This window comes from Acidovorax sp. FHTAMBA, assembly GCF_038958875.1.
Lineage (GTDB): Bacteria > Pseudomonadota > Gammaproteobacteria > Burkholderiales > Burkholderiaceae_C > Acidovorax.
Genome location: NZ_CP152407.1, coordinates 3,558,033 through 3,573,728 on the forward strand (window position 1 = coordinate 3,558,033; position 15,696 = coordinate 3,573,728).

Here is a 15,696-nt window from a genome sequence, read left to right on the forward strand (position 1 = left end):
CGAAATTTCGTCAAAAAAAAGGCATCGCAAGCGATGCCTTTGTGCGCACAGCGGCGTTCTTACAGGGCCTTGACCAGTTCTGGCACAGCCGTGAACAGATCAGCCTCCAGCCCATAGTCGGCCACGCTGAAGATCGGTGCTTCGGGGTCCTTGTTGATCGCCACGATCACCTTGGAGTCCTTCATACCGGCCAGATGCTGAATAGCACCTGAGATGCCCGCTGCGATGTACAGCTGCGGCGCCACGATCTTGCCGGTCTGGCCCACTTGCCAGTCGTTGGGGGCGTAGCCCGCGTCCACCGCGGCACGGCTGGCGCCCAGGGCGGCACCCAGCTTGTCGGCCAGCGGAGTCATGATTTCGTCGAACTTTTCCTTGCTGCCCAGCGCCCGGCCACCGGAGACGATGATCTTGGCGGCGGTCAACTCGGGCCGGTCGCTCTTGGCGATTTCGCTGCCGACGAAGGTGCTCTTGCCTGCATCAGCCGTGGCTGCTGCAGTTTCGACAGCGGCGGAACCACCCGTAGCGGCTGCGGCGTCAAAGCCGGTGGTGCGCACGGTGATGATCTTGACGCTGTCTGCGCTTTGCACGGTGGCGATGGCATTGCCAGCGTAGATGGGGCGTTCGAAGGTATCGGCGGAGATCACCTTGGTGATGTCACTGACCTGGGCCACATCGAGCTTGGCCGCCACGCGGGGGGCGATGTTGCGGCCGCTGGCCGTGGCGGGGAACAGGATGTGGCTGTAGCTGGAGGCGATGGCGAGCACCTGCGCGGCCACGTTTTCGGCCAGGCCGTGTTCCAGGCCGGGGGCATCAGCGTGGATGACCTTGGCAACACCGGCGATCTGGCCGGCAGCAGCGGCAGCAGCGCCGGCATTGTGGCCGGCCACCAGCACGTGCACGTCGCCACCGCAGGCCACAGCGGCCGTCACGGTGTTCAGCGTGGCGCCCTTGATGGACGCGTTGTCGTGTTCAGCAATAACGAGTACCGACATTTAGATCACCTTCGCTTCGTTCTTGAGTTTTTCGACCAAGGCAGCAACGTCAGCCACCTTCACACCAGCACCGCGCTTGGCGGGCTCGGTCACCTTGAGGGTCTTCAGGCGAGGCGTCACGTCCACACCGAGGTCTTCGGGCTTGACGGTGTCGAGCTGCTTCTTCTTGGCCTTCATGATGTTGGGCAAGGTGACGTAGCGGGGCTCGTTCAGGCGCAGGTCAGTGGTGATGACGGCGGGCAGCGTGAGCTGCAGGGTTTCCAGGCCGCCGTCCACTTCGCGGGTCACGCTGACCTTGTCAGCAGCGAGTTCCACCTTGCTGGCAAACGTGGCCTGGGGCAGGTCGGCCAAGGCCGCCAGCATCTGGCCGGTCTGGTTGGCGTCGTCGTCGATCGCTTGCTTGCCCAGGATCACCAGCGAAGGTTGTTCCTTGTCCACCAGGGCCTTCAGGAGCTTGGCCACTGCCAGGGGCTGCAGTTCCACGTCGGTCTCGACCAGGATGGCACGGTCGGCACCAATGGCCATGGCGGTGCGCAGGGTTTCCTGGCACTGGGCCACGCCGCAGGAGACTGCGATGACTTCGGTCACCAGGCCTTTTTCTTTCAGGCGCACGGCCTCTTCAACGGCGATTTCGTCAAAGGGGTTCATGCTCATCTTCACGTTGGCGATGTCCACACCCGTGTTGTCCGACTTCACGCGGACCTTCACGTTGTAGTCCACCACGCGCTTGACAGGGACCAAGACCTTCATTGCTGCGGCTCCTAGAGTTGGTTGAATTGACGTTTACGTAAACTGGATCATTCTATGTCGCACTGCAGCGAAATCGCTACGGAGCCGGGACATAGACCACGCGATCAAAAAAGAACGATCGTGCTTTTTCAGAATTATAGGCGACGCAGCGGGCGCGCTGTCTAGAGTTTGCTGTCGCCTGGGTGAACAACATGCTCAGCGCTGCCGTGGGGGCTGGTCGGCACGCGATGCCACCTGTTCCACCACGGCCCCCGCCACCGGAACTGGCCCCTCCACCTGCACATGCATGACCCGCTGCGGATAAGGGATTTCGATCTTGTGGGCGCGCAGGGCCGCGAGGATGGCCCGGTTGATGTCCGAGCGCAGCCCCAGCGACCCGTTCTCGGGGTCGGCGATCCAGAAGCCCACGGTGAACTCCAGGCCGTCTGCCCCAAATGCCGACAGGGCCACGCTGGGGGCCGGATCGCGCAGCACCCGGGGGTTAACAAGTGCTGACTCGCCCAGCAGCCGGGTGACCAGGTCCACATCGCTGTCGTACCCCACGCTGACCACGGTGGACAACCACACCCGCGGGTCTGCCAGCGACAGGTTCTCCACCCGCTGGATGATCAGCATCTCGTTGGGCACGATGGACTCGCGGCCTGCCGGCGAACGCACCACGGTGTAGCGCGCGTTGATGCCGGTGATGCGCCCCTCGAAGTTGTCCACCCGCACGTTGTCGCCAATGCGCATGCTGCGTTCGGCCAGAATCACAAAGCCACTCACATAGTTGGACGCCAGCTTCTGCAGGCCAAAGCCAATGCCCACACCCACGGCACCGCCCAGCACCGACAGCGCGGTCAGGTCAATGCCCACGGCCGACAGCGCCATGATCAGCCCGACGAAAATCAGCAGCGCGCGCACGGCATTGCTCACCGCCTTGCGCAGCGACAGCTCTGCGCCGGTGGCCGAGCGCAGCAGGCGCGCCTCGATGGCGGCAGATATCCACAGTGCAATGAGCAGCACCGCCCCGGCGGTCAGCGCGCCCTCGATCAGCGTTCGCACCGACAGGGTGGCGCCCCCCACTTTCCACTGGATCTTGTCGAGCTCGTCCAGCACGAGCGGCAGCAGCCCTGTCACCCACAGCACCATGCCCAGCCATGCCAGCCAGGAGATCGATCGCTCCATCGGGCGCACCCAGGCCGCATCCGGGTAAGCCACCTGCAGGACCTTGACGCCAATGCGGATCACCACCAGCGACACCAGCACCGGCACAGCCACCTTGAAAACGGCCAGGGGAAACCACAGCACCAGCAAGGTGCGCGACACATAGGCCAGGCCCAGCAGGGCGAGCGGGAACAGCGCACCGTCCACGATCCGCGCGCCAAACAGAATGGAACGGGGATCCCCCCGGTGAAGCCCGCGCTGAAGCGCGGACACCAGCAACCAAGCCAGGCCGACACACGCAGCCAGCGTTGCCAGCTCGATCAGCACGGTGGGCCGAACAAACCCCTCGGCCCAGCGGCCCAGGTCTTGCAGCATGGGCAGGTCGGTCGCAGCCATGGGGTTCAGCGCTTCCAGGCGGGCTGGCGCTTTTCAGCAAAGGCGAGCGCGCCCTCCTGCGCGGCCGCATCCATCATGTTGGCAGCCATGGTGGGGCCTGCCAGCTGATAGGCGGCATCGATGCCCAGCTCACGCTGCTGGTACACCAGCGCCTTGCCCATGGCAACCGCCACGCGGGGCTTTTGCACGATGGATTGCACCAGCTTCTCCACCTCCGCATCCAGCCCGTCGGCGGGCACCACACGGTTCACCAGCCCTTGCGCGAGCGCGGTAGGGGCATCGATGAAATCCCCTGTCAGCAGCATTTCCATCGCCCGCTTGGCGGGCACGTTGCGCACCAGCGGCACGCTGGGCGTGGCGCAGAACAGGCCGTAGTGGATGCCGCTGGTGGCAAAGCTGGCCGAGTCGGCCGCCACCGCCAGGTCACATTGCGCGACCAGCTGGCAGCCTGCTGCGGTGGCCATGCCCTGCACCCGCGCAATGACAGGCACGCTGAGCTTGTGGATGGTGAGCATCATGCGGCTGCACTGCGCAAAAAGCTGCTGGTAGTAAGCCAGCTCCGGGTTCGCAGCCATCTCCTTGAGGTTGTGGCCCGCGCAAAACGCCTTGCCGGCTGCGGCCAGCACCACCACGCGCACCGATTCGTCGCGGCCCGCATCGTCCAGCGCCTGCTGCAGCGCAGAGAGCATTTCAGCGCCCAAGGCATTGAAACGCGCAGGGTCGTTCAAAGTGAGGGTGACCACACCGCGCGCATCACGTGTGATCTGCAGCAGATCGTCTGAATTTGGAATCGTCATGTTGCATCTCCTGTGCTCGGCAATGCGAGCGGCGATTGAGTCAGGCGCGCATGAGGCCAGTGGCACCGTAGAACCGGCCATGACAGGCCCCCTAGCGTTTCCCACCTGGTGCGCCGCGGCAGGCAGCACAGCGCGCATCAAAGATCCGCAAGAACGCGCAAGTGCGCCTCCACACTGCGCGCCAGCGGGCCCATCACGTAGCCGCCTTCCAGGCACGACACAATGCGGCCCTTGGAGAAGCGGCGGGCGACATCCTTCACGCGCTGGGTGATCCAGGCGTAGTCCTGCTCCGTCAGGCCCAGCTGGCCCATGTCGTCCTCGCGGTGGCCGTCAAAGCCTGCACTGACAAAGATCATCTCGGGCTTGAAGGCTTCCAGCCGGGGCATCCACATCACCTCGATGATCTCGCGGATATCCATGCCCCGCGTGTACGCCGCTACGGGCACGTTCACCATGTTGGGTGCCGGGTCGTGGTCACCGCTGTAGGGGTAGAACGGGTGCTGAAAGATGCTGACCATCAGCGCACGCGGGTCATGGGCCAGGATGTCTTCGGTGCCGTTGCCGTGGTGCACGTCAAAGTCCACCACCGCCACCCGCTGCAGGTTGTAGCGCTGCAGCGCGTATTTGGCGGCCACCGCCACGTTGTTGAAAAAACAGAACCCCATGGCCTTGTCGCGACAGGCGTGGTGGCCCGGCGGGCGCACCGAGCAGAAGGCATTTTCCACCTCGCCAGCCATCACCGCATCGGTGGCAGCCAGCGCGGCCCCGGCGGCCCGCAGCGAGGCTTTCCAGGTGTGGGCGTTGATGGAGGTGTCGGTGTCGATCTGCGCGTAGTTGGGGCCGCCGGCCAACAGTTCTTCATTGAGCCGGTCCGACAGGCCGCGCAGCGCCGCGATGTGCATGCGGCCGTGGGCCAGCTCGATGTCGGCCAGCGAGGCCTCCGGTGCGTCGTAGCGCTCCAGCGCATCGCCCACACCAGTGACCAGCAAGCGGTCTTCGATGGCGTCCAGCCGTTCGGGGCATTCGGGGTGGCCCGGGCCCATCTCGTGCTTCCAACAGTCCCGATGGGTGAAATAGCCCGTCTTGCTCACAGTCTTGTCCCCGCGTCTCGCATTATTTGGAGTTTTTCGGATAACGTCGCGCCATGAATGCACAGCACAAGATCAAATCGTTACTGGATCAGCTTAACACGGTGATCGTGGGCAAACAGGCGCAAGTCCAAGACTGCGTGGCCTGTCTGCTGGCAGGAGGGCACCTGCTGATCGAGGATGTTCCGGGGGTGGGCAAGACCACCCTGGCCCACGCACTGTCGCGCACTTTTGGCCTGCAGTTCTCGCGCGTGCAGTTCACGGCCGACCTCATGCCCAGCGACCTGACCGGTGTGTCGGTGTACGAGCGCGGCAAGGAGGCCTTCGTGTTCCACCCCGGCCCGGTGTTTGCCCAGGTGCTGCTGGCCGACGAGATCAACCGCGCCAGCCCCAAGACCCAAAGCGCGCTGCTTGAAGCCATGGAAGAAAAGCAGGTGTCGGTGGAGGGCGAAACCCGCGCCCTGCCCCACCCGTTCTTCGTGATCGCCACGCAAAACCCGCACGACCAGCTGGGCACCTTCGCGCTGCCCGAGTCGCAGCTCGACCGCTTTTTGATGCGCATCTCCATCGGCTACCCCGACCGCGCCGCCGAACGTGTGCTGCTGGCGGGCGCGGACCGGCGCGACATGGTGGACACCATGCTGCCCCTGTTGTCCGACGATGAACTGGCCGAGCTGCAGCGCCAGGTGCAGGCCATCCATACGGCCGAGCCGCTGCTCAACTATGTGCAGGACCTGATCGCGGCCACGCGCTCGGGCCGCTGGTTTCTGCAGGGCCTGTCGCCCCGCGCAGGCATTGCCCTGGTGCGCGCAGCCAAGGCCCAGGCGCTCATCAGCGGGCGCGACTATGTGGCACCCGATGATGTGCAGGCCGTGCTGCCCCAGACCATTGCCCACCGCCTCGTGCCCGTGGGCGATGCCGGGCGGGGCGCGGTGGAGCAGGTGCGCGCCATGGTGGAAGCCGTGCCCCTGCCCTGAGCCATGGATCCCGCTGCCCCGATCCCCCTGTCACCCGCCGGGCGCTGGCACCGCCTGGCGGGGCGGCTGAACCCGCTGGCGCCGCTGCGCAGCCGCTTTCAGCGCTGGTGGCAGGCGCGCCTGCCGCTCAGCGACACCCTGGTCCTCACCCAGCGCAACGTCTACATCCTGCCCACGGGCGCGGGCTGGATGCTGGCGCTGACGCTGGGGGTGCTTCTTGTCGCTTCGATCAACTACCAGCTGAACCTGGGGTATCTGCTCACGTTCCTGCTGGCGGGCAGCGCTGTGGTCGGCATGCACATATGCCACGCCAACCTGCGCGGCCTCACGCTGCACCTGAAGCCGCCCGAGCCGCACTTTATGGGCACCAGCGCCGCGTTCGATATCCAGCTGTCCAGCGACCGCAAGACGCCGCGCTACGGCATTGCCCTGTCGGTGCACACCGATGGCAAGGAGGCGCACCACTGGGCCTGGACCGATGTGCCGGCGCAGGGGCAGTCCGGCGTGCAGGTGGCCTTCAAGCCCGAACGCCGGGGCCTGCACGGCGTGCCCACCCTCATGGCCGAGACGCGTTTCCCGCTGGGCACCTTTCGCGTATGGACCTACTGGCGCCCCGCGGCGAAGGTGCTGGTGTACCCGGCACCCGAAACGCCCGCGCCGCCCCTGCCACCGGGCGAGCCGCGCGCTGGCGGCACGGGCAGCGCGCCATCCCAGGGGATTGGCGAATTTGATGGCGTGCGTGCCTACCGCCGGGGCGACCCGCTCAAGCTGGTGGTCTGGAAAAAAGCGGCCAAGTCGCTGGGCACGGGCACCGATGACCTGGTCAGCCGCGACTCCCAGCAGGCGCAGCGGCACGAACTGTGGCTGGATCTGGCCCGTGCCGCCCTGCCCGAGCACGAAGCCCGCGTCTCACGCCTGACCGCCTGGGTGTTGCAGGCAGACCGCCTGGGGCTGGACTACGGCCTCAGGCTGCCCGGCGTGGAGATTGCCCCGGACACGGGCGCCGCCCACCGCAGAAACTGCCTGGAGGCGCTGGCGCTGTGCTGAATCGTCCCGAAAATTTCATGCCAAAATGGTCTCCAGCGCTTATCCATCAAGCGCCTATAGCTATATTTTCAATAGCATTTTCATTGCCAACAGCCGGGTTCGCCCCACTGCCATGACCCTGCGCCAGACCCTAGCATCCCTGCCTCGCGACGCCCGCGACACGCTTTTTTTGCTGTTCGTGATCGTGTGGGTGATTGCGCCCCAGGTGTCCAACCTGCCGGTGTGGACCAGCGTGCTGGCCGGCGGGCTGCTGCTGTGGCGCGGCTGGCTGGCCTGGGCGGGGCGGCCCCTGCCCGGCCGCTGGACGGTGGCTGTGCTGCTGGTGGTGGCGGTGGCGGGCACGCTGCTGACACACCGCACCATTCTCGGCCGCGATGCGGGCGTCACCCTCATCGTCATGCTGCTGGCGCTCAAGACGCTGGAGCTGCGCGCGCGCCGCGATGCGATGGTGGTGTTCTTCCTGGGCTTCTTCACGATGCTCAGCAATTTCTTCTTCTCCCAGTCGCTGCTGACCGCCGCCGCCATGCTGGTGGCGCTGCTGGGCCTGCTCATGGCGCTGGTCAACGCCCACATGCCCGTGGGGCGCCCGCCGCTCACCCAGACGTTCCGCATGGCAGGCACCATGGCGCTGCTGGGGGCGCCCATCATGGTGGCGCTGTTCATGCTGTTCCCGCGCATGTCACCGCTGTGGGGCATGCCGGGCGAGAACCTCACCGGGCGCAGCGGCCTGTCGGGCACGATGCGCGTGGGCGAGATGGCCGAAATCGCGCTCGATGAACGCGTGGCGATCCGCCTGCGCTTTGAAGGCGCCCCCACCGACGTCCCCCCCCAGTCGGCGCTGTACTTCCGGGGCCCGGTCATGACGTCGTTTGACGGCCGGCAATGGCAGGCGGAACCATTCCGCGAAGACAGTGCCTGGGCTGCCCGTGTGGCGGTGCCGGCCAACCTGCAGGTCAGCGGCCCGGCGGTGCGCTACGAGGTCACGCTGGAGCCGCAGCGCCAGCCCTGGCTGATGGTGCTGGAGGCCACCCCCGATGCGCCCCAGCTGCCCAGCATGCAGGCCTACATGACGCAAGACCTACAGTGGATGACCACACGCCCCATCACCGAAGTGATGCGCTACCAGGCGGTGAGCTACCCACAGTTCCGCCATGGCCCGCAGCAAGCCGTGCAGCAGCTGAGGGTGTACACCGAGCTGCCAACCGGCTTCAACCCCCGCACGCTGGCGCTGGCGGCACAAATGCGTGCAGACCCCGCGCTGGCCACGGCCAGCGCCGAAACGCTGGTCAATGCGGTGCTGCAGCGGCTGCGCACCGGTGGCTACAGCTACACCCTGGACCCCGGTGTGTACGGCGAGCACACGGCCGACGAATTCTGGTTCGACCGCAAGGAGGGGTTTTGCGAACACATTGCCTCGGCCTTCGTGGTGCTGATGCGGGCGTTGGATGTGCCCACGCGCATCGTCACCGGCTACCAGGGCGGCGAACGCAACCCGGTGGACGGCTACTGGACCGTGCGCAACGCCGACGCCCATGCCTGGGCCGAGGTCTGGATGGAAGGCCGTGGCTGGGTGCGCGTGGACCCCACCGGCGCGATTGCGCCCAACCGGGTGGGTGCCTTCCAGCGCCTGCGGGCGCCGCAGGGCGCATTTGCCACCGCCATGGGCACCTTGAGCCCGGGCATGGTGCAGAACCTGCGCGCGGTGTGGGAGGCCGTGAACAACAGCTGGAACCAGTGGGTGCTCAACTACACCCAGAAGCGCCAGCTCGACCTGCTCAAGGCGCTGGGGTTTGAGTCGCCCAGCTGGCAGGATCTCACCACGCTGCTGGGCACGCTGGTGCTAGCGGCGGCGCTGGGCGGCATGGGCTGGAGCGCCTGGGAGCGCAGCCAGCACGACCCGTGGCTGCGCCTGCTGGCGCGCACGCGCCAGCGCCTGGCGCGTGCTGGCTTGGTACTGCCCGACAATCTGCCACCGCGCGCAATCGCCCAGCGGGTACAGGCGCACTTCGGCGCGCCCGCCCAGAGCCTGAGCGACTGGCTGCTGCAGCTGGAGCAACTGCGCTATGCCCCCCGGCCTGCCACCGAACTGGCCAAGCTGCGGCGCGCGTTTCGCAGCCTGCCCTGGCCCAGGCCATGACGCCACCCCAGATCCCCGGCAGCCTCGCGCTGGCACCATGGGTTTCTGGCAACGCAAAGTAACGACGAACCGCAATGAAGAAGACAGACAGATGGACAGGAATAGCTATTTTTTTAATAGCTATCACCGCAATACCAGTAAGCGCCAACGCCCAAAAAACCTCAAAAAACACCGCCTCCAGGCAACAGCCCGCCGTGCTCTACGCATCACGCCCCGAGGCCCTGCAGTTTGCCGACGACCTGGCGGCACGCCGCGACCTGGACCGTGAATGGGTGCGCCAGGCCATCGGGCAGGCGCGCTTTTTGCCCCAGGTGCCACGGCTCATGCTGCCGCCGGCCCGGGGCACGGCCAAGAACTGGCGGGTGTACCGTAGCCGCTTTATCGACCCGGTGCGCATACGGGCCGGGCAGCGGTTCTGGCAGGAGAACCAGGCCACGCTGGCGCGGGCCGAGCGCGAGTACGGCGTGCCCGCCGAAATCATCGTGGGCATCATCGGCGTGGAGACCATCTATGGCCAGCAGATGGGCACCTTCCGCGTGATGGATGCGCTGGCCACGCTGGCGTTTGACTTTCCGGCAGCCCACCCGCGCGCCGCGGAGCGCACCGAGTTTTTCCGCCGTGAGCTGGAGCAGTTCCTGAGCCTCACCCACCGCAGCAACATCGACCCGTTCGAGCCCCGCGGCAGCTATGCCGGGGCCATGGGCCTGGGGCAGTTCATGCCCTCCAGCTGGGTGCGCTACGCGATTGATTTTGATGGCGACGGGCGCGTGGACCTCTTCAACAGCCCGGCCGACGCCATCGGCTCGGTGGCCAACTATTTCATCGGCCACGGCTGGACGCCGGGCATGCCCACCCACTTTGGCGTGCAGTTCGACCCCAGCCGCCTGCAACTCGATGACCTGCTCGCACCGGACATACTGCCCACCTTCAGCGCCGCCAGCCTGCAGGCCAAGGGCGCCATGCCGGATGCAGCGGGTGCGCAGCACACAGGGCCGCTGGCGCTGGTGGAGCTGCAAAACGGCCCCGACGCTCCGTCCTACGTCGCCGGTACCGAAAACTTTTACGCCATCACCCGCTACAACTGGTCCAGCTACTACGCCATGGCCGTGATCGAGCTGGGCCGCGAGGTGGCGGCAGCCCGGGCGCGTTGAAACCGGCGCCTGGCCCCCGCCCGTGCAGGCCCGCGCCAGCGGGTTCACAATCGGGCCCTTCTACGCCTTTCGACTCCCCGCACAGCCGGTAACACCGGTGCGGCGGCTCACTTCTTCCGGACCCGTGTCCCATGCCTGCACCAACATCTACCACCCCAGCCGCAAACGCCATCGTCCGTGCGCGCGGCGTGAGCAAAACCTACGCGGGCGGCTTTCAGGCGCTCAAGAACATCGACCTGGACATCCGCCGGGGAGAGATCTTTGCGCTGCTGGGCCCCAACGGTGCAGGCAAGACCACGCTCATCAGCGTGATCTGCGGCATGAGCAACGCCACCGAGGGCACCATCACCGCCGACGGCCATGACACCGTGCGCGACTACCGTGCCGCCCGCGCGGCCATTGGCCTGGTGCCGCAAGAGCTGCACACCGATTCGTTTGAAACCGTGTGGGCCACGGTCAACTTCAGCCGCGGTCTGTTCGGCAAGGCGCCGAACCCGGCGTTCATCGAGAAAATCCTCAGGGACCTGTCGCTGTGGGACAAGAAGGACAGCAAGATCCTGGCGCTGTCGGGCGGGATGAAACGCCGCGTGCTGATCGCCAAGGCGCTGTCGCATGAGCCCAAGATCTTGTTCCTGGACGAGCCCAGCGCCGGTGTGGACGTGGAGCTGCGCCACGACATGTGGCGCCTGGTGCGCGCGCTGCGCGATGCGGGCACCACCATCATCCTGACCACGCACTACCTTGAAGAGGCCGAGGACATGGCCGACCGCATCGGCGTGATCCGCAAGGGCGAATTGATCGTGGTGGAAGACAAGGCCGTGCTGATGCGCAAGCTGGGCAAGAAAGAACTGGCCATCACGCTGCAGCAGCCCATGGAGCAGGTGCCTGCAGCGCTGGCGCGCTGGCCGCTGGTGCTCAGCCAGGGCGGTACTGTGCTCACCTATAGCTTTGACACGCAGCAGGAGGACACCGGCATTGCCGCCCTGCTGCGCGCCCTGGCCGACCACGGCATCGACTTCAAGGACCTGCATTCCAGCGAAAGCTCGCTGGAAGACATCTTCGTCAGCCTGGTGCACGAGGACAAAGACCCAACCCCTTCGCCCCAGAAAGCGACTGCAGCATGACCGGCTTGAACCTGCATGGCGTGCGCGCCATCTACCGCTTCGAAATGAACCGTGCGTTCCGCACCTGGATGCAAAGCCTCATTGCGCCCGTGCTCACCACCGCGCTGTACTTCATCGTGTTCGGTTCCGCCATCGGCTCACGCATGGGCGACATCGGCGGGGTCAGCTACGGCGCCTACATCATCCCCGGGCTGCTGATGCTGTCGCTGCTGTCCGAGAGCATTTCCAACTCAGCCTTCGGCATCTACATGCCCAAGTGGTCGGGCACCATCTACGAGCTGCTCAGCGCGCCGGTGAACTGGGTGGAGGTACTGCTGGGCTATGTGGGCGCGGCGGCCAGCAAGTCCCTCCTGGTGTCGGTGCTCATCCTCACCACCGCCCGGGTGTTTGTGCCGTACGAGGTGGCCCACCCGGTGTGGATGGTGGGCTTTCTGGTGCTCACCGCCGTCACGTTCTGCCTGTTCGGCTTCATCATCGGCCTGTGGGCCGACAGTTTTCAGAAGCTGCAGGTCATCCCGCTGCTGGTCATCACGCCGCTGACCTTCCTGGGCGGCGCGTTCTACAGCATCAGCATGCTGCCCCCGTTCTGGCAAACAGTCTCGCTGTTCAACCCGGTGGTCTACCTCATCAGCGGCTTGCGCTGGGCGTTCTACGGGCAGGCCGACGTGCACATCGGCGTGAGCACCAGCATGACGCTCGGCTTTATGGCCCTGTGCCTCGTGGTGGTGTGGTGGGTGTTCAAGACGGGGCACCGCATCCGGCGCTGATGGTGCGCCGCCCGCTTCAGCGGGCGCCGTTCAATAGCGCTGCATGTTGCAGCTGTGCGGCTGTTGCGCCTTGGCGGCGGGAATCTGCCGCACCACGCGAAAGCCGTAGCCCGAGCCTTCCACGTCAAACTTCACACCCGGCGCGCCCTTTTTGTCCATCACGCCCACCACCAGGGCCTGCTGGAACTGGTGGTCCGCCGCGCGCATGCTGCCGCCCTGGCCCGAAAGCTGCACGTTCGCACTCTCCATCTGGCGCGCCACGGCCACGGCGTCGGTGCTGCCCGCGCGCTCGATGGACTGGGCCAGCGCCTCCACCATGAGCTGCATGCGCATGTGCACATAGTCATCCTGCGGCTTGGGGAATCGGGTGCGGAAGGACTGGTAGAACGCCTCGCTCTGCGCGCCCGGCACATTGGGCAGCCAGTCGGCCACGGCCACCACCTTGCCGATGCCCGCGTCGCCGATGGCGGCGGGCGCTCCAAGTGCATTGCCGTAGAAGGTGTAGAAGCTGCCCTCGTAACCCACCTCCCTTGCGGCCTTCACCAGCAAGGTGAGGTCATTGCCCCAGTTGCCCGTAACCACCGCCTGCGCGCCGCTGGTCTTGATCTTGACGGCGTAGGGCGCGAAGTCCTTCACGCGGCCCACGGGGTGCAGCTCGTCGCCCACCACCGCCACGTCGGGGCGCTGCGCGGCCAGTTGCTTCTTGGCCTCGCGCAGCACCGCCTGGCCAAAGCTGTAGTCCTGGCCGATGAGGTACACGCTCTTGAGGCCCAAGTCCTCGCGCATCACTTCCATCAGCGCAGCCATGCGCATGTCGGCATGGGCGTCAAAGCGGAAGTGCCAGAAGCTGCACTTTTCGTTGGTGAGGATCGGGTCCACCGCCGAGTAGTTGAGGAAGATCACGCGCTTGCTCGGCTCGCGCTCGTTGTGCTTGTTGATCGCCTCGATCAGCACCGCCGCCGTGGCCGACGAGTTGCCCTGCAGGATCACTTGGGCGCCATCGTCGATGGCGGCCCGCAGCGCCGACAGCGCCTCTTCGTTCTGGCCCTTGCTGTCGTAGCGTTCCAGCGCCAGCGGGCGGGGGCCGCCCACTGCGGCGGGCAACTGCACGCCGCCGCGCGCGTTCACCCGCTCCAGGGCCCAGTAGATGTTGCGGTACACGGCCTCGCCCGTGTTGGCAAAGGCCCCCGAGAGGCTTTCGATGAGTGCCACCTTCACCGGCTTGGCCGGGGCCACCGCCGCGGCGGTCTGCGCCCAGCTGGCGGAGGCGGGTGCCAGTGCACTGCCGAGCGCGATGGCCAGCGCGAAAGCGGATTGACGTAATGCCGTTGCGCCTTTTTTCAAGCCCACGGAGCGCAATTTATTCATGCCATTTTTCCCTTGAAATGCGGCGTGGCCGCACACACCTCCTTGGCATGCGGCGACCACGTCGAGAGCCGCGCAGTGTATAGGAGTACCCCATGATCTTCGCCCCCGTGATCCGCCGCGCCGCCTACGCCCAGGCACCCCGTCCTGCCGATCTGGCACTGCAGCGCTTTTTGCTGGGAACGGTGGCCGAATCCGCAGCATCCCGCTCCGCGGGCTGCACGGTCACGCAGGATGACAAGGCCACCACGCTGCAACTGGACGTGCCGGGCCTGACCCGCGAGCAGCTGCAGATCCGCATCGAAGGCAATGTCGTGCGCCTGCACAGCGTGGAAGGCGCCCCCCGCCGCGTACAGCGTGCGTGGGAGCTGGCCAGCGACATCGATGCGGCCCAAAGCACCGCCAAACTTGAAAACGGCGTGCTGACCCTCTCGCTGGCCAAACTGGCCCCCGAGGACAAGTCGGTACAGCTGCTGGTGCAGTAAGTCAGATTCTTTTTTACACAAAGGCAAGGCCCGCTGGGAGTAGCGACTCCCGGCGGGCTTTTTGCCATGCGGCGGCGCCCGGCGTCCGATAAGATCGCCCCGCGCCGCCCCTGGAGGGCCTCCTCACCCCCCAAACTCCGATCACTGCGTGCCGCCCCCGGCATCTGCAAGGCCCCGAGATACTGCGATGGCTTCCCTCGAAAACCTGTCTGCAGCCCATGCCACCTTGCTGGTCGGCATATTGCTGGAGCTTTTTGTGGCTCTGGGGTGGTTGCTGGTGGCGGCGCTGCTGGCCCCCGCGCGCCGCGCCGCGGTGCAGTGGGCCGGCTTTGCCTTCCTGCAGGGCCTTGCGTTTGTGGTGTACCTCAACATGGGCCGCTGGCCGGACATCCATGGCCACGCGGTGAGCAACCTGCTGCTGGTGGCTGCACTGTTGCTGCAGGTGCGGGGCTTGCAGGTGATCACCGGCAAACCGCCAGCCGAACACGCGCTGCTTGCGCTGCTGGTCTTCGGCGCTCTGATCCAATGGGTGTGGATTTCGCACGAACATTCTGCGTGGCGCATGGCCGCCACCAGCTTGCTGGCCAGCGGCCTGTGCGGCTTTGCTGCCGTTGCCATGCTGCAGTGCATACGGCACGAAAGCGCACATGCGCCGCGCGTGCTGGGCGCTTTCCTCTGCGCCCCCTCAGCCATCGCCAGCGGCTTGCTGGTGATCCGCGCAATCTTCGTGCTGCAGCATCCTGAACGGGTGATCCGCGAAGACAGCCTCAACCAGTCGCTGGGCGTACTGGGCTCCATGGGGTGGCTGTTCTTTTCGGTTGGCATGTCCCTGGCCCTGGCGGGCGTCGTGCTGTACAAGCTCCAGCGCAAGTTGAGCCAGGCGGCCACGCACGACGCCCTTACCGGCCTGCCCAACCGCCGCGCGGCCGACGATTTCATGGCGCACGAAGCCCTGCTCGCACAACGCCGGGGCGCACCGTTGTCGGCATTGATGGTGGACATCGACTTCTTCAAACGGGTGAACGACCAGCACGGCCATGCGGCGGGCGACCATGTGCTGCAAACACTGGCACAGCTGCTGAAGCGTCGCGCCCGGGCGAGCGATCTGGTGGCCCGCTGGGGTGGCGAAGAGTTTCTGGTGCTCCTGCCCGACACCTCGCCAGAGGGTGCGCAGCAAGTGGGCGAACAGCTGCGCCTGGCAGTGCAGGAGGCCCCCTTTCGGTGGCAGGACACGGCGATTCCCGTGACCGTGAGCATCGGGGCCGCCACCTGGAGCAGCGGCCCTTTCCATGCCAATGCGCTCATCGCCAGCGCTGACGGTGCCCTCTACCAGGCCAAGAGCAATGGCCGCAACCGCGTGTGCGTGGCTGCGCCGGCAGCGGCTTCGATCCACGGGTAAGCAACGCCAAATATCTGCTGAAAATGGCCTCCAGCGCTTACCCATAAAGCGCTGATAGCTATTATTTTTGCAGCA

The 15,696-nt window shown here is 66.0% G+C and carries 14 protein-coding genes; 8 read left to right on the forward strand and 6 right to left on the reverse strand.

Annotated elements, in window-relative coordinates; all coding sequences use genetic code 11:
- Positions 1 to 59 precede the first annotated feature (59 nt).
- From AAFF19_RS16695 to AAFF19_RS16715, 5 genes are all read right to left on the reverse strand, one after another.
- On the reverse strand, positions 60 to 992 hold the full coding sequence (locus AAFF19_RS16695; protein WP_342720585.1) for an FAD-binding protein: 933 nt from the start codon (positions 990 to 992) through the stop codon (positions 60 to 62).
- A complete protein-coding gene (locus AAFF19_RS16700) occupies positions 993 to 1,742 on the reverse strand; it encodes an electron transfer flavoprotein subunit beta/FixA family protein (protein ID WP_182119854.1) in 750 nt (249 codons plus the stop codon). It lies immediately after the preceding gene.
- Positions 1,743 to 1,937: 195 nt separating this feature from the next.
- Positions 1,938 to 3,284, reverse strand: coding sequence for a mechanosensitive ion channel domain-containing protein (locus AAFF19_RS16705; RefSeq protein ID WP_342720586.1), 1,347 nt, complete (start codon positions 3,282 to 3,284; stop codon positions 1,938 to 1,940).
- Positions 3,285 to 3,289: 5 nt separating this feature from the next.
- The gene (locus AAFF19_RS16710; RefSeq protein ID WP_342720587.1) at positions 3,290 to 4,081 is read right to left on the reverse strand and encodes an enoyl-CoA hydratase; all 792 of its coding nucleotides are present in this window, start codon (positions 4,079 to 4,081) and stop codon (positions 3,290 to 3,292) included.
- A 137-nt stretch (positions 4,082 to 4,218) separates the two neighbouring features.
- Complete coding sequence (locus AAFF19_RS16715) at positions 4,219 to 5,172, reverse strand: histone deacetylase family protein (protein WP_008906102.1); 954 nt, start codon at positions 5,170 to 5,172, stop codon at positions 4,219 to 4,221.
- Positions 5,173 to 5,225: 53 nt separating this feature from the next.
- Between AAFF19_RS16715 and AAFF19_RS16720 the strand changes: the two genes are divergently transcribed.
- From AAFF19_RS16720 to AAFF19_RS16745, 6 genes are all read left to right on the forward strand, one after another.
- On the forward strand, positions 5,226 to 6,146 hold the full coding sequence (locus AAFF19_RS16720) for a MoxR family ATPase (RefSeq protein WP_008906103.1): 921 nt from the start codon (positions 5,226 to 5,228) through the stop codon (positions 6,144 to 6,146).
- A gap of 3 nt (positions 6,147 to 6,149) precedes the next feature.
- Positions 6,150 to 7,193: a DUF58 domain-containing protein gene (locus tag AAFF19_RS16725; RefSeq protein ID WP_008906104.1), complete on the forward strand. Its 1,044-nt coding sequence runs from the start codon at positions 6,150 to 6,152 to the stop codon at positions 7,191 to 7,193.
- A gap of 112 nt (positions 7,194 to 7,305) precedes the next feature.
- Positions 7,306 to 9,330: a DUF3488 and transglutaminase-like domain-containing protein gene (locus tag AAFF19_RS16730; RefSeq protein WP_342720588.1), complete on the forward strand. Its 2,025-nt coding sequence runs from the start codon at positions 7,306 to 7,308 to the stop codon at positions 9,328 to 9,330.
- 194 nt (positions 9,331 to 9,524) lie between these two features.
- On the forward strand, positions 9,525 to 10,481 hold the full coding sequence (mltB, locus tag AAFF19_RS16735) for a lytic murein transglycosylase B (RefSeq protein WP_342720589.1): 957 nt from the start codon (positions 9,525 to 9,527) through the stop codon (positions 10,479 to 10,481).
- Between the two features lie 131 nt (positions 10,482 to 10,612).
- A complete protein-coding gene (locus AAFF19_RS16740) occupies positions 10,613 to 11,605 on the forward strand; it encodes an ABC transporter ATP-binding protein (RefSeq protein WP_182120849.1) in 993 nt (330 codons plus the stop codon).
- 5 nt (positions 11,606 to 11,610) lie between these two features.
- Entirely contained in the window at positions 11,611 to 12,372 is a 762-nt protein-coding gene (locus AAFF19_RS16745; RefSeq protein WP_008906108.1) for an ABC transporter permease, read from the forward strand.
- 30 nt (positions 12,373 to 12,402) lie between these two features.
- Here the strand turns inward: AAFF19_RS16745 and AAFF19_RS16750 are convergent, their stop codons facing one another.
- Positions 12,403 to 13,740, reverse strand: coding sequence for a branched-chain amino acid ABC transporter substrate-binding protein (locus AAFF19_RS16750; RefSeq protein WP_008906109.1), 1,338 nt, complete (start codon positions 13,738 to 13,740; stop codon positions 12,403 to 12,405).
- Between the two features lie 92 nt (positions 13,741 to 13,832).
- On the opposite strand from AAFF19_RS16750, the gene AAFF19_RS16755 reads away from it, so the two are divergent.
- Together AAFF19_RS16755 and AAFF19_RS16760 are read left to right on the forward strand one after the other, a co-directional pair.
- Positions 13,833 to 14,222, forward strand: coding sequence for an Hsp20/alpha crystallin family protein (locus AAFF19_RS16755; RefSeq protein ID WP_008906110.1), 390 nt, complete (start codon positions 13,833 to 13,835; stop codon positions 14,220 to 14,222).
- Positions 14,223 to 14,409: 187 nt separating this feature from the next.
- Entirely contained in the window at positions 14,410 to 15,621 is a 1,212-nt protein-coding gene (locus AAFF19_RS16760) for a GGDEF domain-containing protein (RefSeq protein WP_182120847.1), read from the forward strand.
- Positions 15,622 to 15,696 lie beyond the last annotated feature (75 nt).

What these genes read in the sequence shown, in the direction of transcription:
- AAFF19_RS16700 (WP_182119854.1), bottom strand. Translation starts at nt 1,742, where the DNA reads ATGAAGGTCTTGGTCCCTGTCAAGCGCGTGGTGGACTACAACGTGAAG.
- AAFF19_RS16710 (WP_342720587.1), bottom strand. Translation starts at nt 4,081, where the DNA reads ATGACGATTCCAAATTCAGACGATCTGCTGCAGATCACACGTGATGCG.
- AAFF19_RS16740 (WP_182120849.1), top strand. Translation starts at nt 10,613, where the DNA reads ATGCCTGCACCAACATCTACCACCCCAGCCGCAAACGCCATCGTCCGT.
- AAFF19_RS16760 (WP_182120847.1), top strand. Translation starts at nt 14,410, where the DNA reads ATGGCTTCCCTCGAAAACCTGTCTGCAGCCCATGCCACCTTGCTGGTC.
- AAFF19_RS16730 (WP_342720588.1), top strand. Translation starts at nt 7,306, where the DNA reads ATGACCCTGCGCCAGACCCTAGCATCCCTGCCTCGCGACGCCCGCGAC.
- AAFF19_RS16755 (WP_008906110.1), top strand. Translation starts at nt 13,833, where the DNA reads ATGATCTTCGCCCCCGTGATCCGCCGCGCCGCCTACGCCCAGGCACCC.
- AAFF19_RS16725 (WP_008906104.1), top strand. Translation starts at nt 6,150, where the DNA reads ATGGATCCCGCTGCCCCGATCCCCCTGTCACCCGCCGGGCGCTGGCAC.
- AAFF19_RS16705 (WP_342720586.1), bottom strand. Translation starts at nt 3,284, where the DNA reads ATGGCTGCGACCGACCTGCCCATGCTGCAAGACCTGGGCCGCTGGGCC.
- AAFF19_RS16695 (WP_342720585.1), bottom strand. Translation starts at nt 992, where the DNA reads ATGTCGGTACTCGTTATTGCTGAACACGACAACGCGTCCATCAAGGGC.
- AAFF19_RS16720 (WP_008906103.1), top strand. Translation starts at nt 5,226, where the DNA reads ATGAATGCACAGCACAAGATCAAATCGTTACTGGATCAGCTTAACACG.
- AAFF19_RS16750 (WP_008906109.1), bottom strand. Translation starts at nt 13,740, where the DNA reads ATGAATAAATTGCGCTCCGTGGGCTTGAAAAAAGGCGCAACGGCATTA.